General features: G+C 46.2%; 22 protein-coding genes. 7 read left to right on the top strand and 15 right to left on the bottom strand.

Translation table 11 applies throughout. The features are described 5' to 3' along the window. Positions 1 to 84: 84 nt before the first annotated feature. The 8 genes from BBC0122_RS03920 to BBC0122_RS03885 all read right to left on the bottom strand — a co-directional run bounded on the left by BBC0122_RS03920 (position 85) and on the right by BBC0122_RS03885 (position 8,637). Positions 85 to 1,509 carry a sensor histidine kinase gene (locus BBC0122_RS03920; protein WP_077991544.1) on the bottom strand — a complete coding sequence of 475 codons (1,425 nt, stop codon included), beginning with the start codon at positions 1,507 to 1,509 and terminating at the stop codon, positions 85 to 87. After that, the gene (locus tag BBC0122_RS03915; RefSeq protein WP_077994481.1) at positions 1,506 to 2,192 is read right to left on the bottom strand and encodes a response regulator transcription factor; all 687 of its coding nucleotides are present in this window, start codon (positions 2,190 to 2,192) and stop codon (positions 1,506 to 1,508) included. The genes BBC0122_RS03920 and BBC0122_RS03915 overlap by 4 nt, the downstream gene beginning before the upstream one ends. A 123-nt stretch (positions 2,193 to 2,315) precedes the next feature. Beyond that, on the bottom strand, positions 2,316 to 3,821 hold the full coding sequence (locus BBC0122_RS03910) for a Do family serine endopeptidase (protein WP_077991543.1): 1,506 nt from the start codon (positions 3,819 to 3,821) through the stop codon (positions 2,316 to 2,318). A gap of 166 nt (positions 3,822 to 3,987) precedes the next feature. Further along, positions 3,988 to 4,458, bottom strand: a complete 471-nt coding sequence (locus BBC0122_RS03905) for a cytochrome c-type biogenesis protein (protein ID WP_077991541.1) — start codon at positions 4,456 to 4,458, stop codon at positions 3,988 to 3,990. Beyond that, a complete protein-coding gene (locus tag BBC0122_RS03900) occupies positions 4,458 to 6,440 on the bottom strand; it encodes a heme lyase CcmF/NrfE family subunit (protein ID WP_077991539.1) in 1,983 nt (660 codons plus the stop codon). The genes BBC0122_RS03905 and BBC0122_RS03900 overlap by 1 nt, the downstream gene beginning before the upstream one ends. Beyond that, positions 6,430 to 6,924, bottom strand: coding sequence for a cytochrome c maturation protein CcmE (ccmE, locus tag BBC0122_RS03895; RefSeq protein WP_075914797.1), 495 nt, complete (start codon positions 6,922 to 6,924; stop codon positions 6,430 to 6,432). The genes BBC0122_RS03900 and ccmE overlap by 11 nt, the downstream gene beginning before the upstream one ends. Before the next feature lie 33 nt (positions 6,925 to 6,957). After that, complete coding sequence (gene ccmI / locus BBC0122_RS03890; RefSeq protein WP_077991538.1) at positions 6,958 to 8,130, bottom strand: c-type cytochrome biogenesis protein CcmI; 1,173 nt, start codon at positions 8,128 to 8,130, stop codon at positions 6,958 to 6,960. 99 nt (positions 8,131 to 8,229) lie between these two features. Continuing rightward, on the bottom strand, positions 8,230 to 8,637 hold the full coding sequence (locus BBC0122_RS03885) for an RT0821/Lpp0805 family surface protein (RefSeq protein WP_077991534.1): 408 nt from the start codon (positions 8,635 to 8,637) through the stop codon (positions 8,230 to 8,232). Between the two features lie 240 nt (positions 8,638 to 8,877). Between BBC0122_RS03885 and BBC0122_RS03880 the strand changes: the two genes are divergently transcribed. Next, positions 8,878 to 10,245: an NtaA/DmoA family FMN-dependent monooxygenase gene (locus BBC0122_RS03880; RefSeq protein ID WP_077991533.1), complete on the top strand. Its 1,368-nt coding sequence runs from the start codon at positions 8,878 to 8,880 to the stop codon at positions 10,243 to 10,245. A gap of 256 nt (positions 10,246 to 10,501) precedes the next feature. Here BBC0122_RS03880 and BBC0122_RS03875 read toward each other — a convergent pair whose 3' ends face one another. From BBC0122_RS03875 to BBC0122_RS03865, 3 genes are read right to left on the bottom strand one after another with little or no spacing between them, the layout of a single operon-like run. Then, positions 10,502 to 11,956, bottom strand: coding sequence for an ATP-binding protein (locus BBC0122_RS03875; protein ID WP_077991532.1), 1,455 nt, complete (start codon positions 11,954 to 11,956; stop codon positions 10,502 to 10,504). 14 nt (positions 11,957 to 11,970) lie between these two features. Continuing rightward, on the bottom strand, positions 11,971 to 12,636 hold the full coding sequence (locus BBC0122_RS03870; RefSeq protein ID WP_077991530.1) for a response regulator: 666 nt from the start codon (positions 12,634 to 12,636) through the stop codon (positions 11,971 to 11,973). A 22-nt stretch (positions 12,637 to 12,658) separates the two neighbouring features. Continuing rightward, positions 12,659 to 12,889 (bottom strand): hypothetical protein, encoded by a 231-nt coding sequence (locus tag BBC0122_RS03865; protein WP_077991524.1) that lies wholly within the window; start codon positions 12,887 to 12,889, stop codon positions 12,659 to 12,661. A 332-nt stretch (positions 12,890 to 13,221) separates the two neighbouring features. Here BBC0122_RS03865 and BBC0122_RS03855 point away from each other — a divergent pair, with 332 nt between their 5' ends. From BBC0122_RS03855 to BBC0122_RS03845, 3 genes are read left to right on the top strand one after another with little or no spacing between them, the layout of a single operon-like run. After that, positions 13,222 to 15,387 carry a transglycosylase domain-containing protein gene (locus tag BBC0122_RS03855; RefSeq protein ID WP_077991517.1) on the top strand — a complete coding sequence of 722 codons (2,166 nt, stop codon included), beginning with the start codon at positions 13,222 to 13,224 and terminating at the stop codon, positions 15,385 to 15,387. Positions 15,388 to 15,419: 32 nt separating this feature from the next. Beyond that, on the top strand, positions 15,420 to 16,016 hold the full coding sequence (locus BBC0122_RS03850) for a DUF1214 domain-containing protein (protein WP_077991515.1): 597 nt from the start codon (positions 15,420 to 15,422) through the stop codon (positions 16,014 to 16,016). Continuing rightward, positions 16,009 to 16,542 (top strand): DUF1254 domain-containing protein, encoded by a 534-nt coding sequence (locus tag BBC0122_RS03845; protein WP_077991514.1) that lies wholly within the window; start codon positions 16,009 to 16,011, stop codon positions 16,540 to 16,542. Before BBC0122_RS03850 ends, BBC0122_RS03845 begins: the two co-directional genes overlap by 8 nt. 5 nt (positions 16,543 to 16,547) lie before the next feature. On the opposite strand, the gene BBC0122_RS03840 is transcribed toward BBC0122_RS03845, so the two are convergent. The 3 genes from BBC0122_RS03840 to BBC0122_RS03830 all read right to left on the bottom strand — a co-directional run bounded on the left by BBC0122_RS03840 (position 16,548) and on the right by BBC0122_RS03830 (position 19,197). Then, positions 16,548 to 16,895: a DUF1491 family protein gene (locus BBC0122_RS03840; protein WP_077991512.1), complete on the bottom strand. Its 348-nt coding sequence runs from the start codon at positions 16,893 to 16,895 to the stop codon at positions 16,548 to 16,550. 207 nt (positions 16,896 to 17,102) lie between these two features. Continuing rightward, a complete protein-coding gene (locus BBC0122_RS03835) occupies positions 17,103 to 17,957 on the bottom strand; it encodes a peptidoglycan-binding domain-containing protein (protein WP_188318080.1) in 855 nt (284 codons plus the stop codon). Between the two features lie 88 nt (positions 17,958 to 18,045). Further along, on the bottom strand, positions 18,046 to 19,197 hold the full coding sequence (locus tag BBC0122_RS03830) for a sensor histidine kinase (RefSeq protein ID WP_077991509.1): 1,152 nt from the start codon (positions 19,195 to 19,197) through the stop codon (positions 18,046 to 18,048). A gap of 417 nt (positions 19,198 to 19,614) precedes the next feature. Between BBC0122_RS03830 and BBC0122_RS12960 the strand changes: the two genes are divergently transcribed. Together BBC0122_RS12960 and BBC0122_RS03820 are read left to right on the top strand one after the other, a co-directional pair. After that, on the top strand, positions 19,615 to 19,998 hold the full coding sequence (locus tag BBC0122_RS12960; RefSeq protein ID WP_225868147.1) for a DUF5330 domain-containing protein: 384 nt from the start codon (positions 19,615 to 19,617) through the stop codon (positions 19,996 to 19,998). Positions 19,999 to 20,124: 126 nt separating this feature from the next. Beyond that, complete coding sequence (locus BBC0122_RS03820; protein WP_077991507.1) at positions 20,125 to 20,550, top strand: SufE family protein; 426 nt, start codon at positions 20,125 to 20,127, stop codon at positions 20,548 to 20,550. 160 nt (positions 20,551 to 20,710) lie between these two features. Here the strand turns inward: BBC0122_RS03820 and BBC0122_RS03815 are convergent, their stop codons facing one another. Then, positions 20,711 to 21,148, bottom strand: a complete 438-nt coding sequence (locus BBC0122_RS03815; protein WP_077991505.1) for a Ros/MucR family transcriptional regulator — start codon at positions 21,146 to 21,148, stop codon at positions 20,711 to 20,713. A gap of 406 nt (positions 21,149 to 21,554) precedes the next feature. Here BBC0122_RS03815 and msrB point away from each other — a divergent pair, with 406 nt between their 5' ends. Beyond that, positions 21,555 to 21,974 carry a peptide-methionine (R)-S-oxide reductase MsrB gene (gene msrB, locus BBC0122_RS03810; RefSeq protein ID WP_077991503.1) on the top strand — a complete coding sequence of 140 codons (420 nt, stop codon included), beginning with the start codon at positions 21,555 to 21,557 and terminating at the stop codon, positions 21,972 to 21,974. The last annotated feature ends 30 nt before the right edge of the window (positions 21,975 to 22,004 follow it).

The raw sequence follows: 22,004 nt of genomic DNA, 5'->3' as shown, positions 1-22,004 counted from the left end.
GCAATGGTTAAACCTGAACTTCTTAGGATGATCGACTGCTTTTACAGAATTATATTGCTTATGGTTTCAAGAAAATGGAGCTTTTTATGATGGCTTTTTTTGCTCTGCTTTTTCTTTTGGAAGTTCAGGGAAAGACAAAACCGCTTTCAGTCCGGGTTTTGCATCTTCCAGAACGAGTTCTCCGCCATGGAGCTTCATAACAGCTTTTGCCAGACTTAAACCTATACCGAAGCCCGGTTTTGTACGGCTATCTTCAAGCCTGACAAAACGCTTGGTAACCCTTTCCCTGTCTTCCGGCGGAATACCCATGCCGTTATCACTCACGCAAATATTGATATGACCGTCTTTTTGTTCCATAAACAGTGAAACTTGAGGAGCTTTTTCTGTTGTGGTCGCGCCATATTTAACCGCATTGTCGATAAGGTTGATAAGTGCCTGCGCAAGAAGTTCACGATTTAACAATAACTCCACGTCGAAGGTTTTTCCCATCTCGAATCTGACCCCTGCTTCTTCGGCAACCGGTCCATAAAGTTCACCGACATCTTCGACAATCGGACGGGCATCAAGTTTTTCAAGATGTTCAACCGAAGTGCTCGCTTCGATACGGGAAATCATAAGAATAGCGTTGAAAGTGCGGATAAGTTGGTCTGACTCTGATATAATTGCTTCCAGCGTCTGGCGATAATCAACATTTTTGTCACGTCGGGAAAGCGCTTCATCAGCACGATTACGCAGCCTTGTCAAAGGCGTTTTCAAATCATGGGCAATATTGTCGGACACCTGACGAAGGCCATTATCAAGTTCCTCTATACGCTCCAACATAACATTGAGATTTGCAGAAAGCCTGTCAAATTCATCACCCGCCCCCGAAACCGGAAGCCTTCCTGTGAGATCGCCTGCCATAAGGCGCTGGGAAGCGGCTGTGACCTGATCTATGCGTTTCAATGCGCGCCTTCCAACAAAAAACCAGATAAGCAATGCACCTGCTGCCATTGCAGCCAATGCGAACATCAACGCTTTTCTGATAATCGTAATGAATTTTTCAGGTTCGCCAATGTCGCGCCCGACCAATAATTTCATTCCGTTCGGTAAATCAATAACAGTGGCAATAGCGCGATGCTTCACCTTTTCCCCGCTGTCACCAAAACGCGAATACACAACCGAGTTTCGTAACAGGCCGCTGCCACTCAAAAGCCCCGGTTCGATGCTTTGCACGTTACCGGCCAAAAATCGCCCTTGCGGGTCTGCAACAAGATAAAGAAAAGCCCCCGGCTGACGTGACCGGCGGTCGATGGTGCGCACGAGAAGCGGCAATCCCCCGTGTTGATAGGCATGCTCGATATTGCCCACCTCTTCACTCAAAGTCTGTTCGGTTTGGTCGGTCAACATAGAAACGGCAAGCGATGTCATATAGATTGAAAGTCCGACAGCAACCAGCCCGAAAAGAATGACATAAAGAGCCGATAGACGCACAGCCGTTGTACGCAGGAGGCTTTTGATCCTGTTCATGATGGTTTATCAACCGCCTTCAACATATAGCCGGCACCCCGCACGGTATGAAGAAGCGGCGTATCGAAACCTTTTTCAATTTTTGAACGGAGCCTCGAAATATGGACATCAATGACATTGGTTTGCGGGTCAAAATGATAGTCCCAGACGTTTTCGAGTAACATAGTGCGCGTAACAACCTGTCCGGCATGGCGCATCAGATATTCAAGCAAACGGAATTCTCTTGGCTGCAAAATAATATCCTGACCGGCACGCTTGGCTGTGTGCGACAAACGGTCGAGTTCGAGATCACCCACACGATAAGTGGTTTCGGCTTCTTTCGGGTTTTTGCGTCGCTGCAAAACTTCAATACGGGCAAGAAGTTCGGAAAAAGCATAGGGTTTTGTCAGGTAATCGTCGCCACCGGCTCGCAAACCTGTCACGCGGTCGTCAACCTGCCCCAATGCAGAGAGAATGAGAACCGGCGTTTCGACACCCTTGGCCCGCAATGCCATAATAATCGACAACCCATCTTTTTTGGGCAACATACGATCAATAATCAAAACATCGTATTTGCCATTTTCTGCCAAAGCCAGTCCTGTTTCACCATCACCGGCAACATCGGTAGAATGGCCGGCTTCATTTAACGCTTTTTCCAGATAACGCTGTGCTTCACGATCATCTTCGACAACAAGAACTTTCATAAAGAACACCTCACTTTGACCGGTCATTATCAGGCAACAATCCGGCATCAGGCAACAATCAGGAAATAGCAAGCTATCAAGCTATGGCAAAATTATGCCATAGCCATTTTTTCTACTTCAAGTCTATTTATTTGCAATTGGCAAAGCCACGAAGCGGTTTTGTCCATTGCTTTCGACTTGCAACAAGACGGCCGTACGACCGGACTTCTTTGCTTCCTTTATTGCGTCAACAAATTCGGAAGCTTTTTTCACCGGATGATTATTGGCCGTCATAATAACATCGCCAGGACGAATGCCCTTATCCGCCGCATCACTATCCGGATCAACATTGGTTACGACAAGTCCCTCCCCTTCCTCGGAGGGTGTAACTGTCAAACCATAATCATCAAGCGTTTCCGATGAACCGTTTTCACCCTGTGGAAGAACCTTGCCATCACTCTTGTTTTCGTCTTTCGGCATAGCGGCAATTTTAACCTTTATGTCGGTTTGTTTGCCATCTCTCCACACACCAAGCGTTGCGGTGTCTCCCGGCGTAATATTCGCAATATGACGGGCAAGATCACGCGCATCAGCAACTTGTTCGCCATTCACCGAAATGATGGCATCTCCGGCTTTGACACCGGCTTTTGCAGCAGGGCCATCAAGCGGATCGGCAACCATTGCGCCTTTGGCTTCTTTCAAACCGATCGAGTCGGCGATTTCTTTGGTAACGGGTTGAATTTGAACACCAATCCATCCACGTTCAACCGAGCCTTTTTTGATGAGCTGGTCTACAACCTGTTTTGCTGTTGAGGAGGGTATCGCGAAAGCTATACCGACATTACCGCCCGAAGGCGAGAAAATAGCGGTATTGATGCCGACAACCTGACCGTTGAGATTGAAAGTCGGGCCACCGGAATTGCCGCGATTGACCGCTGCATCAATCTGGATGAAATCATCATAAACGCCAGCACCGATGTCGCGACCACGCGCCGAAACAATACCGGCTGTCACTGTTCCACCCAATCCGAATGGATTACCGACAGCGACCACCCAATCACCGACGCGAACTTTTGAATCATCGGCAAAATCGACATAAACAAATTTACGTTTGTCATTCACTTTCAATACTGCAAGGTCTGTGCGGGGATCTGTTCCTACAAGCTTGGCATCAAGTTCTGTTCCATCATCAAGCACAACCGAATAGGCTGTTCCGTCAGAAACAACGTGGTTATTGGTGACGATATAACCGTCTTCCGAAATGAAGAAGCCCGAACCCTGTGCAACCGGCCGTGGTTTTGAACGTTGCGTGGAGCGCCCCTGCGGCGGGCGACGGTGATCGTTGAAATCTTTAAAAAAGCGTTTGAGTGGATGGTCATCCGGTAACTGGTCTATACCCGGACCACCAAAAAATCCCGTAAATCCCTGATCGTCATTTTTTTTATCACTTTTGACTTGCACGGAAACGACAGCGGGCTTCACCTGTTCAACAACATTTGCAAAGCTTTGTTGTTGGACACCTTCAACATAGACCGGTTTGGCCTCGGCAATATTCAATGAAAAAGCCGGCCCCGCGAAAATCATCGTTCCCGCCAAAGCTGTTGACATCGTGATCGCTGCCAACGTTTTGCGAATTGGGGAAATCTGCATTCTTATAATCTCCTTTTAGACTGCGCTTTAACGCATGTGTTGATGGAAAGATAAGATGTCAAACCTTACCATCGCCTGTCCGTTTTATTAAAATTTTGTAAGATTGGCAGGAAGAGCGTGCGGTTTTTGCCGCATATCCCACATTCCTTTGACTGCACTATAACAATTAGCGGTTTTTTGACTTCAAAATCCGGTCAAGCTGGCGTTTTTCTGCCTCGCTTAAAGGCATCAACTTATTGTGTTTATGACGCCTTACACGCCAAATAATCGATGAACCGGCAATCACGATAATCAAAAGCGGAGCCAGCCATAAAAGTAACGTTTCACCATTCAACCGCGGTTTTAACAAGACAAATTCGCCATAACGAGCCACCAGATAGTCGACAACCTGACTATCTGTATCACCGCTTTTCAATCGTTCGCGCACCAAAAGGCGCAAATCACGTGCAAGTGGCGCATTGGAATCGTCAATCGATTCATTTTGACAGACAAGACAACGCAAATGCGAAGAAATGTCGCGCGCGCGCTGTTCAAGTGCCTGATCCTGCAACACTTCATCGGGCAATACTGCCAATGCGGCACTGTTCATAAAACATATGAAAGCAAAAGCAGCCAATAGTCGTGGAAAAAACCGCATCAAGCCCCCTTTTCCGGTCGTTTGCTACGCGTATTGGCGCGTTTGGGGGCGCCCACACGCAACCGCCGGTCGGTCAGTGAAAAGACGCCGCCTATCATCATGAACACTGCGCCAAGCCAGATACAGACAACCTCCGGCTTCCACCAGATATGAACCACCAATCCGTTGTTGTTAACATCTCCCGGTGCGATGTAAAGTTGCGATAATCCGTAATTTTTTATGCCCGACTCGGTTGTCGGCATGTTCTGCGAGGGATAGAAGCGTTTGGCCGCTGTGACGTTCCCCATATCCTTACCCGCCTCTGACACAGAAAAGCGGAATTGGGTTTCCGAATAATTCGAGCCATTCACATTTCGCGCCCCTTCGAGCAAGACATGTTTACCGGCTATATTGGCACTTTGCCCTGCCTCGATCCTCAATATGTTTTCTTGTCCGAAGGTGGCCACTGCAACGATGCCGAAGAGCGTAATACCCAAACCGATATGAGCAAGAGCTGTGCCGTAATTCGATCTCGGCAATTTGCCAAGGCGCCGTAGCCTTACGAAAAATCCTGTGCTTTTTGTCCCGCTTTTGAACCAGAGATCATAGAGGCCGCCCAAAAAAACAAAGGCTGCAAGCCCAATTCCCAACGAGGCGAGAATGGATCTTAAAGACGTTTGATAAAAAACGATCAATGTTGCGATAATTGCCAGTACAAAAGCACCGGAAAGCCGTTCGGCAACGGCAAGCATATCACCCCTTTTCCATGCCATAAGGGGGCCGAACGGAACCATCAACAATAGCGGCACCATGAGGGGCCCGAAGGTCAAGTTGAAAAATGGCGCGCCAACCGAGATTTTTTGCCCTGTCAATGTTTCGAGAAGCAGCGGGTAGAGTGTGCCGATGAGCACCGTTGCTGTCGCCGTTGTCAAAAACAGATTGTTAAAAACCAATAATCCTTCGCGCGAAATCGGGCGAAACAAACCACCTGTTTTAAGCGACGAAGCACGCAAAGCAAAAAGAACCAATGCCGCGCCGATAAAGAAAAACAGAATTGCCAATATGGCGCGTCCACGAGCCGGATCAACCGCAAAACTGTGCACCGAGGTGAGAATACCGGAGCGGACAAGAAAAGTGCCCATCAGCGACAACGAGAATGTTAAAATTGCGAGAAACAGCGTCCAGATTTTCAAGGCGCCACGCTTTTCCAGAACGATTGCAGAATGGAGAAGTGCTGTACCGGCAAGCCACGGCATCAACGAAGCGTTTTCTACTGGATCCCAAAACCAATAGCCGCCCCACCCCATTTCGTAATAGGCCCAATAAGAGCCGACCATGATACCACCGGTCAAAAACACCCACGACACCAATGTCCATGGCCTCACCCAACGCGCCCAGGCTGCATCAACACGCCCGTCAATCAGGGCTGCAATTGCAAACGAAAAACACACTGAAAAGCCGACATAGCCGAGATAGAGAAGCGGCGGATGGATAGCAAGACCGATGTCCTGCAAAATGGGGTTAAGATCACGCCCCTGAAGAGCGGGTGGATTGACCCTTATGAACGGATTTGAAGTGAAAAGAATGAAAAGCAAAAATGCCGTGGTGATCGAGGCCTGTGTCGATAAAATCAGTGCTTTCAACCGCTCCGGCAGGTTACCGCCAAAAAGTGCAATAAGAGAAGAAAAGAATGTGATAATGAAAACCCAAAGCAGCATCGAGCCTTCGTGGTTTCCCCACACACCGGTTATTTTATAAAGAAGCGGCTTTTCGGAATGTGAATTTTGCACGACATTCAGAACTGAAAAATCCGAAACAACATATGCGTGGATCAATGTGGCAAATGCGATAAGCACAAGCACAAAGACAAGATGCGCAATGGGGGACGCTGCATCAACCAACCGTCGATCGGAACGATAAACGCCAACAACCGGAATGATGGTTCCAAATATCGCTACTGCAAGTGCCGCACAGAGTGCAAGAGAACCGATCTCAACGCTCATGTTTTTGATAGGCCTCCCACAACCCCTGGGCTTTGAGCCTATCCACAATATCTTTCGGCACATAGGTTTCGTCATGTTTTGCCAAAACACGATCGGCAACGAAAACGCCATCCGGTACAAAATGGCCTTCCGCAATGATGCCCTGACCTTCGCGGAAAAGATCGGGCAGAACACCATCGAACTTCACCGTTTCCTTGTTGGAAAAATCGGTAATTGCAAAAGTTATTCTGGTTCCGTTTTCTTTATTAACCGAACCTTTTTCAACAAAACCACCAAGCCGCAAAGGCCTGCCGGATGAAATATCTTCACCGGTTATTTCAGAAGGCATACGAAAAAAACTTGCAGTGCCACGCATGGCGTAGAGAACAAGCGCCGCTGCAACTGCCAGTACGACGAGGCCGCCCAAAATCATCATCAGGCGTTTTGTCTTACGACGCCGCAACCCTTTCTGGATTGTCAAACGTACGGCTGTTTCATTGCTCATAATCCTGTTTTCCTGACTTTCACATTACGATTTTCATTCGGCGACAAGCCCTTGCGCTTTCGCATAAGTTTCAAGCTCTGCCGCTTTATCTTTCGTAAGTTTCGATATTCCCTCTTTTAACGCATTCACTGCCTTTCCGGTTTCTTTTAAAACGAGCCATGAATGGATCAATTGTTTCCAACCTTCAAGATTGTCGGGGTTCTTTTCAAGTTTTTGTGCCAGTTGTTCCACCATTGCATGAATATTATCACTGCTATCATTTTGATTGGCAACAGGCTGGTTTGCAGTGCCGGAAGATGTTTCGCCGCTACCCGAAATCGCCCCGTTTTTAGCCCCGTTTGCGCGAGAAGCAGCGTCAATTTTTGCTTTTTCCAGCTCTTTAATCATCATTTCAACGCGCTGGCGCCCGACGCTGTCTTTCACCGGTCGGGAAAGATAATCTTTAAGCCCTGTTATTGCTTCATCAATTTTCCCCGCCTGACGGAGAGATTCAGCAATGAAGAGGCGCGGATAAAAGTCATCGGGAGCAAGCTTTGCCGCCTTTTCAAAACTTTTCTCTGCGTCTTCACTGACCGTTCCGCCATTATAGCCGACAAGAGCCATTCCGTACCCGACCAGACGGGGGGCGGCATCTCCGTTCAATCGCAAGGCACTCACATAAGTATTGACAGCATCCTGAAAACGTCCTGCAACCAGATAACCGGTTGCAAGTTCATCTGCCAGTTTTCCATTATCGGGATCGCGCGCAAAAAGCGCTTCTGTGCGAACAAGCTTTTCTTCTGCTGTCAGTTTTGAGGGATCTTTCATCATAAGATCGTTGAAGGGATGGCTTTGAAGTCCCGGTGAACCCAAAAAGCCATAAATCCCGATCGTAACAAGCGGCACACATAAAACAGCAATGGTAATGACAATTTTCAATCCACGACTTCGACGATTGATAAAGCCGGTGTCCTTCTTCTGTTTTCCGGCGGCCAATATGTTGCGCGAAAGTTCAAGCCTCGCCTCGTCCGCGCTTTCCTTGTCAATCAGACCACGCTGCAAATCTGCTGCAATTTCGGATAGCTGGTTTTTATAGATCTCGATGTCGGAAGCGGGCGAATCCACAACCATTCGCTCCTGCCCTTTTTTCATCGGGAGGCTAACGGCATAGAGCACAACTAACGTGACGATAGCTGTGAAAATCAATACAAAAACCCAGTATGTCATAATGAATTCAATATAGAAACGCTTGGCAAAAAACTAGAACCCACGCCGTTATCTCGCACCAAATTGATTGAATATATCGGACAGGATCGCTGAAATGTGTCAAATGAGCGGCGACCATGTACCGTTTGCGTTACGACATGCACTACCATGAACCGTTTGTGGAACGCCATTAATAACGAAAGAATGGCTATATTGGCGGCAATTTTGTGAACCGACCTGATAAGGTTGCCCCGGTGTTACACTTCCCGATGTTCCATCCTTGGAAGATGTCCAGCCAACCGCTTTGCCTGCATCAGTATATTCGAGTGCTTTATATTCGGCTTCCAGAGCCTGCTTGCGGTCTTCCTTGGAAAGCGACTGTATCGAGGAGCCTAGCAACCCGTTACCCATGGTTTGCAAAATAACTTTCGTATCAGCAAGATTGGTTACACGTCCGGTAGCGCGATCATGGCTACAGGCCGATAAAATTCCAAAAGAAACCAACAGAACGAGACTGCGTATTTTCATGCTGACACCAACAAATTCCGTCACCACTTTCTGTTATTTCTCATATCGGGTTAAAAGCGGGATTACAAAACTTTTTTTCGTCACAAAATGACCTATAATTTGAAAAAACAATTAAAAAACAGGAACATATTTACACTCACAGAATGTTTTATGGAAAATTGGAAACAAAATAACGTATAACGCGTATCAAATGAAACAAATTTTCCATCCCATATGTAATGTTTAAGAGGATTAAGATCAATGCGGCGGATGTATTTGAACGCCATGGTGTTCGGTTTGGGAAGCCATATGGCCTCCTGGCGTTTACCGGACGTTGATCCACTGGCAATTACACGCCTGTCCTATTGGACCGACATAGCCAAACGTGCTGAAAAAGGACAATTCGATTCGCTCTTTCTCGGAGACATTCTGGCGCTTCAACACGAAGTGCAATATAGCGTAAGCGGTGCACTTGATACCGTTGTGGTTTTATCGGCATTAGCTGCTATCACCGACAAAATAGGACTTATCGGTACAGCCTCTACAACTTTTGACCATCCCTATCATATCGCGCGGCGTTTTGCTTCGCTCGATCATATTTCAAATGGCCGTGTCGGTTGGAATGTCGTGACATCGACCACATTGTCGGAAGCCAAAAATTTCGGGCGCGATGTTATTGCTCCCTCTCAGGAACGCTATGCCCGTGCCGAAGATGTTTTGAATGCCGTTATGGCACTTTGGGAAAGCTGGCAACCGGGCGCACGCATTGCGAATAAAAAAACCGGGCTTTATCTTAATCCCTCGGCTGTTCGTGGTGCCAACTATACAGGCTCATACACCCGTTCGATCGGTCCTCTTTCGGTTCCGCGCTCGCCGCAGGTAAAGCCGATATTGGCACAAGGTGGTGCATCCGATATAGGCCGTTCATTTGCTGCCCGTTATGCCGATTTGGCTTTTACAGCTCAGCCCAATTTGAACGGTGCACAGCAATTTTATAAAGACATTAAACAACGTGCCAAAGAATTCGGACGGAATAATGAAGATGTACTGGTGTTTCCCGGCATTGTTCCTGTCATTGGCAAAACGCACAAAGAAGCTGAAGCGAAATTCAATTATCTGAATAGTTTTGCAATTCCGCAATCGGGTATTCAGCGTCTTTCCTATATCTTCGATAGGGATTTGTCGGAATATTCGCTTGATAAGCCTTTGCCGGAAACTTTATTGAAAATGGCGGATGACCCGAAGACACCAAGCCGTACGCGTATTATCCTTGGTGACGCGCGCCTGCGCAAGCTGACGCTGAAACAAATGATCGGGCGTTTTATGTGTTCGCGCGGCCATCTTCTTCTTGTTGGCACTGCCGAAGAAGTTGCAGACACTATGCAATATTGGTTTGAAAATGGAGCCGCCGACGGATTTAATGTGCTGTTTCCTTCTCTCCCCAACGATATTGATATTTTTGCTGAAAGTGTCATTCCGCTTCTTGAAAGCAGAGGCTTGCATATAAAACCCGAAGAGGGTGAATTGTTGCGTAAGCGCTATCAATTGCCGTTTCACGAGAACGAAACTTCCCATCCGGTTGCGCCGAGACATTATATCGCCATGGAAGCTTCAAATACCCATCATTGATCCGGTAAAACTTCCGCTTAGACCGACTCTCCCGTCAAACCGGCAATGAACGTTATGCGTTACCGCATGTGACGTTATGCGTTACCGCATGTGCGTGTAATGTTATGCGCTACCGCTTGTATTTGATGCCGATAATTTGCTCGCACTGTCTCCCACAGTTTTTCAACGGGCTTCTATGAAAGTCACCGATCTTGGAATTTGCGCAAGTTTATGATGAGGAAAAAAGCCGGATATATGTTCGTCTTGATAAGTGGGTTTACGACTTGGCATAAGGTAGTGTCAGGGTTACGCGGAGGCCACCGAGTCCGGAATTGGCCAATTCGACATTTCCGCCATATTCGCCTACGAGTTCGGCAACAATCGAAAGACCAAGACCCGTTCCCGGTTTGCTTTCATCGAGTCTTTTTCCCCGCTTGAAAACATCTTCTCGGTGGTCTTCCGGAAGGCCGGAACCGTCATCTTCTACCGAGATAAAAAACATGGGATGAACACGATCGGCATCGACACGTCTTTCATCCATTGTTTCGCACCGCAACACCACCTGTTTTTTAGCCCATTTACAGGCGTTTTCGAGAAGATTGCCAACCATTTCCTCAATATCTTCTTTTTCTCCTATAAAGATAATATCCGGCTCGTTCATATAAAAAGAGATTTGTTTTGAAAAATTGAGTTTTCCCATCACTCTTACGAGTCGTTCCAATAATGGTCTAAGTGGCGTGCGATAGATGACACTGTCACGTTGGGCAGCGATACGGGCGCGTTGTAAATAACGGTCTATCTGGGCACGCATAATATCCGTCTGTTCTTTCAGAAGTTTGACATTCATTTCATGACGATCAGAACTATTGGTGGAGCTTTGATCGATTTCATTGGCAATGACAGATAAGGGTGTTTTCAACGAATGGGCAAGATTACCGACCTGAACACGAAAGCGTTCGACGATACGTTGGTTATTATCAATCAAAGCGTTCATTTCGCCAACAAGCGGCATCACTTCAAGTGGCAAATCAGTGTCAAGATGATTGGCTTTGCCTGCCCGAATATCTGCCAATGAATGTCTTATCCGTTTGAGCGGACGCAAACTGATATAGATGATAACAAGGTTAATCAGTATGCTTGCAACGCCGAATAATGACAGATAGAGAAGCAATGTCTTTTTGAATTTTTCAAGTTCTGCACGCGTTTCATCAATATTGCCCATGATACGAAAACGTGCGACACGATTTTTGTTGTCAAGAATGACATCGCTTTCGACAACGCGTAAATGCTGACCTTCAGGACCAATTATTCGATATGAACGAAAAAATTTCTGGTCGAAAGGGTCTGTCTTCTCGCTTGGCGAGGCGACTTTCTTTGTCCCCAGAGAAGAGGATGTCAACCTGCCTTTGAGATTGCCCGATAGTGCCACCACTTCCCAATACCAGCCGGATGAAGGATCGGAATATCGTATATCCCCCAGTTCCGGATTTCCTTGCAACTTGCCATCGGAGGAAACATTAACCGACGATATAAGACTGTAGAGATGGGCTGTTAAAATGCGTTCCAGATAATCATTATTCGATTGGCGATAGAACATGAGGCTCACGACCGAAATGAAGGCCAGCGCCGCAATGATCCACAAAGTCAAAAATATATTAACCCGAAGACCCAGTGATTTACTGATCGTCTTGAAAAAATGTTTCCACTTTGTTTCGCCTTTTACCGTTTCCATGGGCAAAACATTTTCTATTCTTCGGGTGCTTTCAGGCGGTAACCCATACCACGTATTGTTTCTATAACATCGACACCCAATTTTTTGCGCAGCCGTCCTATGAACACTTCGATTGTATTGGAATCCCGATCAAAGTCCTGATCGTAGAGATGCTCTGTCAAATTGGTGCGCGATACAATTTCACCCTGATGATGCATAAGGAAAGATAGAAGAGCAAATTCGAGCGAGGTCAACTTGATCTGCACACCATTGACTGTGACGCGCGACGTTTTTGTATCAAGCGTTATCGGCCCGCAAACAAGCTCGCTTGATGCATGTCCGGATGCGCGTCTTATCAGCGCGCGCAACCGTGCGAGGACTTCTTCCATGTGAAAGGGTTTCACGACATAATCGTCAGCTCCGGCATCAATACCGGCAACCTTGTCCGACCAGCGGTCTCTTGCGGTTAAAATCAATACCGGCATTGAACGGGAATTTTCCCTCCAGCGCTCGACAATGCTGATACCGTCCATTTTTGGCAAGCCGAGATCAAGCACAACAGCATCGTAAGATTCGGTGTCGCCGAGAAAATAGCCCTCTTCCCCGTCATATGCGCGATCGACAACATATCGGGCGCTGTTGAGCGCCTCGACCAATTGGCGGTTCAAATCCCGATCGTCCTCTACCACGAGAATTCTCATCGACTATCTTTCTGACGAGATTCTAATTGGCAGGTACGGCAACTTCTACACGTCTCGGCTTTTCGCCATCACGGGCGGGAATGAGAACAATGACAACACAGGTATTGCCATTTTGTGTATCAAGTGTGGCGCGGGCCAATGTCCCCCCCTGCTCGCTTGCTACACGTTTTCCCACTTCGGTGCAATCGGCTGCATGAGCGGCAGTCGTTCCCGCAAGACATGTCAATATTAAAAAAAACAGATATTTTTTCATGGTAACGTAGTCATACCCTATTTTGTCTGAATACAAAATGAACAAACGCGTTATTTATTGCCTGATCGTTTGGACTTCCCATAATTTTCGGAAAACCCGATATATGCAATTGTTACATGGTTTCTAATATTAGGAAAAACCGCGATTTTTCAATGGTAATGCAACCTTTTCCGGCCTGTTTTTCAAGGAAACGGTTTCGGTTCCCCGACCTTTCACCCAATATTAATCCTAAAGAGAGAAAAAACTCTTTTGTTCCTTCGCTTCGATAAGCTAAAATACAAAAGATTTTTCGTTTTGCCATAAAGCGGTCATCAATTACACGGATTGCTTCCATGTTCGGTTTTAGAAAAAATAACAATAAAAGTGACAGGAAGCGCTTCCGTAGCCCGCGTTTCATCGGAATCGATTCGTGGATTGATTCCGGCCTTTATAGATTAAAGAGCGCAATTGCCGTTTTTTGGGAAAATGCGACGATTATATCGCGCCGTTTCCGTGTGCGCGGCTGGAAAAGGTTCATTGTCGAAATCGTCGATGAGGGACTAACCCTTGGCCTCATCGGTTTTGCTATTTTTACATTCATTGGCGTGTCGGTCTTCTCGCTAACAAAAAAAGACTGGCATTCTCCGGAAGATTTTGCAGTCAATTTTCTTGATCGGCATGGCAATTACATCGGCAGCCGTGGTGCTCTTCATGGTGAGCCCGTACCGATAGAAGAAATGCCCGATTTTGTTATCAAAGCCGTCCTTGCAACCGAAGATCGCCGGTTTTTTGAACATTGGGGCATAGATTTCTATGGCCTGTCGCGCGCATTCAGCCAGAATTTGCGCGCTCACGGCGTTGTGCAAGGTGGCTCTACGCTGACCCAACAATTGGCAAAGAATTTATTTTTGAGCAATGAGCGGACATTGGAACGCAAGATCAAGGAAGCCTATCTTGCAATATGGCTTGAAGCGAACCTCTCGAAAAAAGAGATCCTGCAACTTTATCTCGACCGCGCTTATATGGGTGGTGGCGCATTCGGAATTGCCGCCGCATCACGGTTCTATTTTGGCAAAGATATACGCGATGTTTCACTTGCCGAAGCAGCCATGCTCGCCGGACTTTTCAAAGCCCCCGGAAAATATGCCCCGCATGTCAACCTGCCAGCAGCGCGGGCGCGTGCCAATGTTGTGCTGTCGAACCTTGTTGATGACGGTTTGATGACCGAAGGACAGGTGATCGGTGCACGGCGCCATCCTGCCAGCGTTGTTACAGAGCTTGATAATAACGAGCCGAATTATTTCCTTGATTGGGCTTTCGATGAAGTAAGAAAACTCGGTAACAAATTACCGAACCATAATGTTGTCGTCCGCTCGACCCTCGATCAGGGAATACAGAAAGCTGCCGAAGAATCCATCGAATATTATCTCCAGCAATATGGTGCCCAGTATAAAGCCACTCAAGCGGCTGCTGTGATACTTGATAATGATGGTTCGGTACGCGCAATCGTAGGCGGACGGGACTATCAACAAAGCCAGTTCAACCGCGCGACGCAAGGTGGCAGACAGCCCGGATCATCTTTCAAACCTTATGTCTATGCTGTTGCAATGGAACGCGGTCTTACACCGAAAACAATTATTTCGGATGCGCCGATCAACTGGGGCGGGTGGTCACCGCATAACAATTCAGGTCGCTATAGCGGTAATGTCGACATTGCAACGGCTCTCGCCTTTTCAATCAATACAGTACCGGTTCGCATCACCTATCAATATCTTAACCGTGATACCCAACCCATTCGTGACCTCATTAAAAATATGGGCATTGATGCCAATATTTTTTCCCATAAAACCATGGTTCTTGGTACGTCGAACATGACTCCGCTCGATCAGGCAACCGGTTTTAATGTTTTCGCCAATGGCGGCATGGCGGGTAACCGCCACGGCTTTACCCAGATTATGACTTCCGATGGTAAAATTATTTGGGACTGGTCACGGGATGGCGAAAAACCGCATCGGGTGATGAGTGCGCAATCTGCCGCCTATATGAACCAGATGATGGTGGGCGTGACCACGCGTGGCTCTGGCAAACGCGCCCAATTACCTATGACGCTTGTTGCCGGAAAAACCGGAACGTCGCAAGCCTATCGTGATGCATGGTTTGTCGGTTTTACCGGAAATTATACCGGCGCGGTCTGGATGGGAAATGACGATTTTTCTTCTATGAACCGTGCCTTCGGCGGTGTCGTTCCTGCAATGATGTGGAACCGCATCATGCTTTACGCCCATCAGAATACGACAATCAAACCGCTTTTCGGTGTCGAAAACTCGATTTTATCGAATGTAAAACAATCCAAGGATGACAATTCCAACGACAATATCGCTCCTGACCTGCCGCAGGTTCTTTCGCCCGCCTCCTCCAAGGTTATCCAGTCACTTATTGATGACCTGGAAAAGGCACCTCTGCTCACTCCGGCAAGTTCTGCACATGTCGTTTCTTCTTCGACAAGCCAGATACGCTAGAATAGACAAGTCAGGAACAGAGAAAACGGGTTATGTTTTATCGTATATTTCTCATTATATCGAGCCTTCTTATTGCTATTGGTGGCGGTGCATTGAGTGTCAATTATGTACTTGATACATTCGACGGCTTCGGTCGTTTGAAAATAGGTCAATGGGAAGCCTATCCGCAGGCAGGAACCGAAGAAGCGGATGCTTATGCGCGTGCCCGTGCGGCAAAACGCGGCGATATTTCTTTGGGCAGAACTGAAGGACTGGTTTTCCGGCTCTGGCGGGATAATCATAACCATCCTTTAAAGGGGCATTGCACTTATCGCCTGAAAGGTTATTTGCCGGAAACCCGATTGTTCACTCTTTACGCGGCAGATCACGAACTGCGTGCGCAATGGATCGAGGATCAATTACCTACCGAATTATCAAGTGCCAATGTCGTATGGGATCAGGACGGCAAACTGAATGTTCTGGTTTCACCGCAAGCTCAGGCGGGTAACTGGCTGGCTACGCGGGGGCGAAACGAATATGGCCTGATCCTGACACTTTATGACACGCCGATTGTCACCTCGACTGCATTGCAGAAATTGAATATGCCGACTGTCGAAGTTGTTCCCGCAGGAGAGCGTGATTGTGACTAAACTTGTTTATGCTCTGATAGCCGGAATCGTTGGTGCTGTGATTGTCCACATCTGCGTTGTACTGCTCGTTCCACAATTCAATGAACTCAACACATGGAAGCGTTTGATTGCGGACGATAACAAATATAAGTTCGCAGCACTCGCCCCGAATAATCCGATTGTAGAGTCGGGTGATCCTTTGTTCCATTTGAAAGCGTGCCGGTTCGACCTCGATGACGGGCCCGTCCATATCAAAGCCGAAGGCTCGGCTCCGTTCTGGTCAATGTCTGTTTATGATCGGAATGGAACAAATTTTTATAGTTTGAACAACCACACTATGCCAAACGGAAAACTCGATCTCGTCATTGGAAATCCGGGACAAATTATGGAACTGAAGCAATCAACCCCCGATAGTGTTGAAAATTCCGTACTGGTAGGCGAAAATTTGTCGGAAGGTTTCGTTATTTTACGCAGTCTAAAATCCAAAATGGCAAGTGACAGTGACAACTTCCTCAATCACACCCATTGCGACTTACTCGATTATTAAAAGTTTCAGGCTTTCACAATATTGAAAGGCAATTGTTGCGGGTTATAATTTTCAAATTCGACCAACCACAAATCGGCGTCGAATTGGAGTTCTTTTTCGAGCTTCTCGACTGCAACCGCTTCTTTCACACCGGCCAGAATTTTTATGAAACAACGTTCGTCGCGATCACTCTCGTCCGTGTAAAAGCTCTGTGGTGCCGGTCCATAAAGGTCGACATCTCCGCTCGAAAGGCGATCCAGAATAAAGATTGTACCCGCTTCATTGGAACCACGGCGAGTGAGATAGGCAAAGCCACCCTCCGCCCGAACCCGGCGCATTAAAGCTGCAGTCCAGAAATCCGATGTCAAACGCATATCACGCTCCAAAAACCGTATAAAACGATAATGCACAATCTATATTTATGATGATTAATAAAAACAGGTATTTTCAAATATTTTTATGAATTTTCTTTATAAAAATAAAATATTCAATCCACTGTCGATTGATATTCAGAATTGATTTGAATTTAAATAGAATAACGGAAGCATTGTTAAGATTTTTATGACCACTTATGTATTCGTCTATCCGATAAGACCAATATCCTTCATTTTATCGATAACTTCCTGATTTATCTTTCCGGTTACTGTCAGGCTAAACATTTTTTGAAAATTCTTCAACGCTTCGGCTGTATTTTCATCTTCTGTGCCGGTCACGACAACATGGTCATCTCCAAATGCACGTAAACCCGCCTGAACGCGCATAATATCGGCCGTATCCGCCTTGAAACCTCCCTGGTTTTGCAATCTTTGCGAAGGTGCAGCTTTCGAGATTTCTTGTGGTGCAGCGCTCATCACTCGCATTTCATTAGCATTGGTTGCGATTTTGTTAGCCGGTTGCTGGTTCGCAGGAGCCGGTTGTTCATTGGTAAGAGCCGGTTTTTCATTGGTAAGAGATTGCGTCGTCACCTTATCGACATTGCCGGCTGTTGCCAATGAACCGCTGATAAGTGAAGCTATATCATCCTGCTGCTTTAGAGTTCCGCTCTGACCGCCAGCCTGTGCGGTTTTCTGCTGCCACAGTGTAATAGCGCTTCTTGTTTTTGGCCCGTCAAGGCCGTCGATAGGGCCATCATAAAGCCCCATTGAGGCCAGTTTTTTCTGCGCTTCCAACAAATTGTCAGGTAGCGTTTTATCAACTGCAACACTCGGCGGTGTTGTGGTTAGCGGTTGAGTTGACGCCGATTGCGCTGCCGAAGGGGTATTATTCAAAGGTTGATCGGCTTTTACCGGCATATTCCGGCTCGCTGTTGCGGCTGTCTGGGCAGCAAGTGGACGTGTCTGGATAAAAACCGCATGATGACTTGTACTTTGATAGAACAATGCATTGAATGTAACGAAACCGAATCCCACCAAAAACAGAAAAAAACCGCATGCCATTAGCGGATTCTTTCGGGCATGACGATATGTCCACCCGGCAAACAAAACCAGCAAATGTCCTATTCCGGCAAGAATAGCAAAAAGCAAACTACGCTGTTTTCCGGACTTGGTTCTTGGTGTTTTCCGTTGTCTTACCATTGTTCCTAAGTTTTGTTTCTGGAGTTAAAAAATATCCGTTATCGCCCGCTTCTTCTCTTATGACCGGATTGATCGGCGAATCGTGCAACGTGCCGACCGGCTTTGTGTGAACGAGAGGCAGAAGCAATGTTACCCGTGTGCCTTTTCCCTTCTCGCTTTCAAACGAAATTTTTCCATTTGCCCGTTTGACGAGGTCGAATACCATTGCAAGCCCCAAGCCCACCCCTTCGATGTTACAGGCAACCACATCGGATGCGCGCAAAAATGGCAAACCCAAACGTGCAATATGGTGCTCGTCCATGCCTATTCCGTCATCTTCGATTGTGATGGCGCAGAAGTCGTCGTCCTGCACACCAATACAAATATCGATATGTCCGTTGTCTCTGCTATATTTGATGGCATTGGAAATAAGGTTAAAGCATATCTGACGGAATGATAATGTATCGAGATAGCAGGCAACCGGCGTTTCAAGGCCTTTGAGGGTAATTTTCCTGTGCCCCTGGAGAGGCAATGTCAATTCGAGCGTTTCATTGATAAGATCGGGAACAAGACAAAGATCATCCGGAATAGCCGCATCTGCTTGTTGCTGGTGGACTTGCAACGTTTTGTTGACGATTTGCAAAAGGTGATTGCCTGCCTTTTTTATCATCGCGATATATTCATATCGTTTGTCGTTCTTTATATTCTGGTGATCGACATAATCGAGCAGATCCGCAAACCCCAATATTGCATTCAAAGGTGTGCGCATTTCATGAGCAGCACGAGCAAAAGGCGAAACTGCACTCATATCGATATTGCCGGTTTCGCTGCAATTTGTTTCGACGGAAAGCTGAATGGCTTTATCGTCTGCCGAAATACAATAAATGATAACCGGCATGAATTTTCTGCGATCAGGTCCGTTCAAGCGGATGGAAATTGGAGAAGTAATACGGTTTTCGCGCACATCTGCCAGAAATGACAAAAGAATAATGCGATCATTTATATGAACGTGATCGGGTAAAGAATCACGTTCACTTAAATAGCCTAAAAAGCTCTCCGGCATGGCACTTTGAAGCACAATGCCTTGACTGTTCACCGTTAGAGTTGCGTTCAATGTTTCCATTGTTCCAATTAAAACCTTGTCGCTTTAAGCCTCTTGCACGCTATTTCCATGCTTCGGGGCCATTCAAAACAACTTTTTTGCTTGTCTTCTGCCAATCTGGCGTCAATTTTTTAATGAAAAGATAATAAACAGCATCTCGAAGATGCATCTCCCATCTCTCTTCGGCTATGGTTAACAAGTTCATCGGGAAATAGCCAAAAACCCTGTGGGATCTTGAAAAAAACCGATTTTCGTCAATCTTTCGTCAATCATAAAACGCTACACTTGGCATTATCCTCCTCATTTGTAACTGCGTTGTGTCGGGGCGTTATGATACGGTTTTTTATAAAATCATTCTGCTTTCTAACTCTTTTTCTGGTTATCATTTCTTTTCTCGGTACATCGGGAAAGAACAATGGATCACAGCCGGATCAATATATGAATACAGTCGAAGCGTTGTTGGCAGTCAAAGACACTGTCAACGACCTTGGCAATTTTTGCGAACGCAATTCCGATACTTGCGAGACCGGCAAAACATTTCTAGGCTCGCTCGGAGAACGTGCACGTGATGGAGCGCGCATTGCCTATGAATATCTCGACAGAACATTCGGATCCGACAAAGTCGAGAATAAAGTTGAAAACAAACTGCCACCGGAAAATATCAATACCGGCTCCATCACTCCTGATAACACTCATGAGGAGCACGGCAAATCAGACAAAAAAAACGCGCCTTTGAAATCGGATTCGGCGATGAAGCAAGTTCAAAAACCGGTAACTCCATCTAAAGAGACAAAATCACATCCGGTTGTAAAAGGCGAATAAATGAAACCCGTGCCACGCCACACGAAAAAGTGCCTTCGGTTAAAAATTTACTTTTTTACAAAGACGGAGTAAATGGTTCGACTATAACCATTGTACAATCGAACCAACGAAAATTTATAATAAATCATGACCGATACAATAGACGATATTCTGGAAAGTTTTGCCCTGCTTGATGATTGGGAAGACCGCTATCGTTATGTTATTGAACTCGGACGTGAACTCCCGCCCTATCCTGAAGAAGCCCGTGATGATGTTCACAAGGTGCCAGGCTGTGTCAGCCAGGTCTGGCTGTTAACCAAAAGAGGTGAAGGAGACGACCCGGTCATGACTTTTCAGGGCGATTCAGATGCCCATATTGTACGCGGTCTCGTCTATATCTTGACAACTTACTATTCAGGCAAACGGGCATCGGAAATTCTTGATGCCGATATTGAAAAAGTTTTAAAAACCTTGGGACTTGACGAAAATTTGACCCCGCAACGCTCCAACGGTTTACGTTCTATGGTTGAACGCATTCGCCTTGAGGCCTCGAACACACTCCACAAACAATAGTTGGAATAGTCCACAAACGATCATTAAAACCGTTCGATCGATCATTGAAATCGTTCGATCAAGCCTAAAAAGCTATTTTTTTACCCCTCAACTTCAATCGATTTAAAAAACGGGCACATATTAAATGCGCCCGTTAATAAAATCCGACCTGAAATTTGAATTATTTTGATTTTCTTTTTCCAGGTTTACGTCCCAATCCCATCTGTTTGGCAAGAGAAGAACGGGCTTCTGCATAATTCGGTGCAACCATTGGATAATTCGGATCCAAGTCCCATTTCTCGCGATATTGTTCAGGGGTCAGTTCATAATGCGTCATCAAATGGCGCTTAAGCGACTTGAACTTCTTGCCGTCTTCCAAGCAGACAATATAGTCAGGGAAAACAGAACGTTTCGGGTTAACTGCGGGCTTCTGTTTTTCAACTTCGGCCTCTGTAGCTGTTTCTCCACCAGCTTTAACAAATGCAGTGTGAACGTCCGCGATCAAACTGGGCAACTCACCTGGTCTGATTGAGTTATTGCCAACATAAGCAGCTACAACATCAGCAACCAGTGTAATAATGAAATCGCTTTCATTCTCGCCGACGGCTTGTTCATCCATCTTCTTATCCTTTTTTTACTTCATTTTTGTTTTGGCTTGCTTGAACCAAGCAAGCAAATGTTGTCTTCATATAGCTATGTAAATAACCTTGTCAATTACAAACATCAAACAACTCTATAAAACAAAGGTTCCAATTTTTTTTCAAGTTATTTTTTAGTTTTTTTATTAAACTTCTGTAAGTTTGTTATGCGAATTATATATAAATTATGGCAAAGTGTCCCATTTTTACATAATGAATGCGAATCCACATCGAAAATTCTAGTATAGATTGATATTCATATACACAGATATCATATAAAAGGGAAAGATTGCTATTTTTTTCAGCTTCTAGCAGCTATTGTTTCCGCTGTCAAAGAGATTGACTGATTAGCCGGCAAATTTAATATATTTGTGCGAGGATAAATTCATGAGTGATAAACATCAATTCAAGATTACAAAAACCGATGAAGAATGGCGCAAGCAACTAACGCCGAAACAATATGATATTACACGTAAGCAAGGCACAGAAAGAGCATTTTCGGGACCTGAATTCGATACATCGAAGCCCGGAACATTTTATTGCGTTTGCTGCGGTAAACCGCTCTACAGGTCTGAAACCAAATATGAATCCGGTAGTGGCTGGCCAAGTTTTTTCCGACCGATAGACCCCGATGCTGTTGTCTTTCAGGAAGATTATTCCCATGGCATGGAGCGCACGGAAGTCTTGTGTGCCGATTGCGGATCGCATCTTGGCCATGTTTTTCCTGATGGTCCCGAGCCCACAGGATTGCGTTATTGCATGAATGGCTATGCTCTGACATACCAGCAGGATAAAACAACAAAGTAATTCGACGCCAACACCGCCATTTAGGATGAA

The sequence above is a fragment of the Ditibartonella choladocola genome (genome assembly GCF_002007565.1).
Classification (GTDB): domain Bacteria; phylum Pseudomonadota; class Alphaproteobacteria; order Rhizobiales; family Rhizobiaceae; genus Bartonella; species Bartonella choladocola.
This window is presented reverse-complemented; position numbering and strand designations above follow the sequence as displayed.

What these genes read in the sequence shown, in the direction of transcription:
- BBC0122_RS03865 (WP_077991524.1), bottom strand. Translation starts at nt 12,889, where the DNA reads ATGAAAAAATATCTGTTTTTTTTAATATTGACATGTCTTGCGGGAACG.
- BBC0122_RS03870 (WP_077991530.1), bottom strand. Translation starts at nt 12,636, where the DNA reads ATGAGAATTCTCGTGGTAGAGGACGATCGGGATTTGAACCGCCAATTG.
- BBC0122_RS03835 (WP_188318080.1), bottom strand. Translation starts at nt 17,957, where the DNA reads ATGGCATGCGGTTTTTTTCTGTTTTTGGTGGGATTCGGTTTCGTTACA.
- BBC0122_RS03855 (WP_077991517.1), top strand. Translation starts at nt 13,222, where the DNA reads ATGTTCGGTTTTAGAAAAAATAACAATAAAAGTGACAGGAAGCGCTTC.
- msrB (WP_077991503.1), top strand. Translation starts at nt 21,555, where the DNA reads ATGAGTGATAAACATCAATTCAAGATTACAAAAACCGATGAAGAATGG.
- BBC0122_RS03920 (WP_077991544.1), bottom strand. Translation starts at nt 1,509, where the DNA reads ATGAACAGGATCAAAAGCCTCCTGCGTACAACGGCTGTGCGTCTATCG.
- BBC0122_RS03880 (WP_077991533.1), top strand. Translation starts at nt 8,878, where the DNA reads ATGCGGCGGATGTATTTGAACGCCATGGTGTTCGGTTTGGGAAGCCAT.
- BBC0122_RS03885 (WP_077991534.1), bottom strand. Translation starts at nt 8,637, where the DNA reads ATGAAAATACGCAGTCTCGTTCTGTTGGTTTCTTTTGGAATTTTATCG.
- ccmI (WP_077991538.1), bottom strand. Translation starts at nt 8,130, where the DNA reads ATGACATACTGGGTTTTTGTATTGATTTTCACAGCTATCGTCACGTTA.
- ccmE (WP_075914797.1), bottom strand. Translation starts at nt 6,924, where the DNA reads ATGAGCAATGAAACAGCCGTACGTTTGACAATCCAGAAAGGGTTGCGG.
- BBC0122_RS03830 (WP_077991509.1), bottom strand. Translation starts at nt 19,197, where the DNA reads ATGGAAACATTGAACGCAACTCTAACGGTGAACAGTCAAGGCATTGTG.
- BBC0122_RS03875 (WP_077991532.1), bottom strand. Translation starts at nt 11,956, where the DNA reads ATGGAAACGGTAAAAGGCGAAACAAAGTGGAAACATTTTTTCAAGACG.
- BBC0122_RS03900 (WP_077991539.1), bottom strand. Translation starts at nt 6,440, where the DNA reads ATGAGCGTTGAGATCGGTTCTCTTGCACTCTGTGCGGCACTTGCAGTA.
- BBC0122_RS03850 (WP_077991515.1), top strand. Translation starts at nt 15,420, where the DNA reads ATGTTTTATCGTATATTTCTCATTATATCGAGCCTTCTTATTGCTATT.
- BBC0122_RS03915 (WP_077994481.1), bottom strand. Translation starts at nt 2,192, where the DNA reads ATGAAAGTTCTTGTTGTCGAAGATGATCGTGAAGCACAGCGTTATCTG.
- BBC0122_RS03910 (WP_077991543.1), bottom strand. Translation starts at nt 3,821, where the DNA reads ATGCAGATTTCCCCAATTCGCAAAACGTTGGCAGCGATCACGATGTCA.
- BBC0122_RS03905 (WP_077991541.1), bottom strand. Translation starts at nt 4,458, where the DNA reads ATGCGGTTTTTTCCACGACTATTGGCTGCTTTTGCTTTCATATGTTTT.
- BBC0122_RS03820 (WP_077991507.1), top strand. Translation starts at nt 20,125, where the DNA reads ATGACCGATACAATAGACGATATTCTGGAAAGTTTTGCCCTGCTTGAT.
- BBC0122_RS12960 (WP_225868147.1), top strand. Translation starts at nt 19,615, where the DNA reads ATGAATACAGTCGAAGCGTTGTTGGCAGTCAAAGACACTGTCAACGAC.
- BBC0122_RS03840 (WP_077991512.1), bottom strand. Translation starts at nt 16,895, where the DNA reads ATGCGTTTGACATCGGATTTCTGGACTGCAGCTTTAATGCGCCGGGTT.
- BBC0122_RS03815 (WP_077991505.1), bottom strand. Translation starts at nt 21,148, where the DNA reads ATGGATGAACAAGCCGTCGGCGAGAATGAAAGCGATTTCATTATTACA.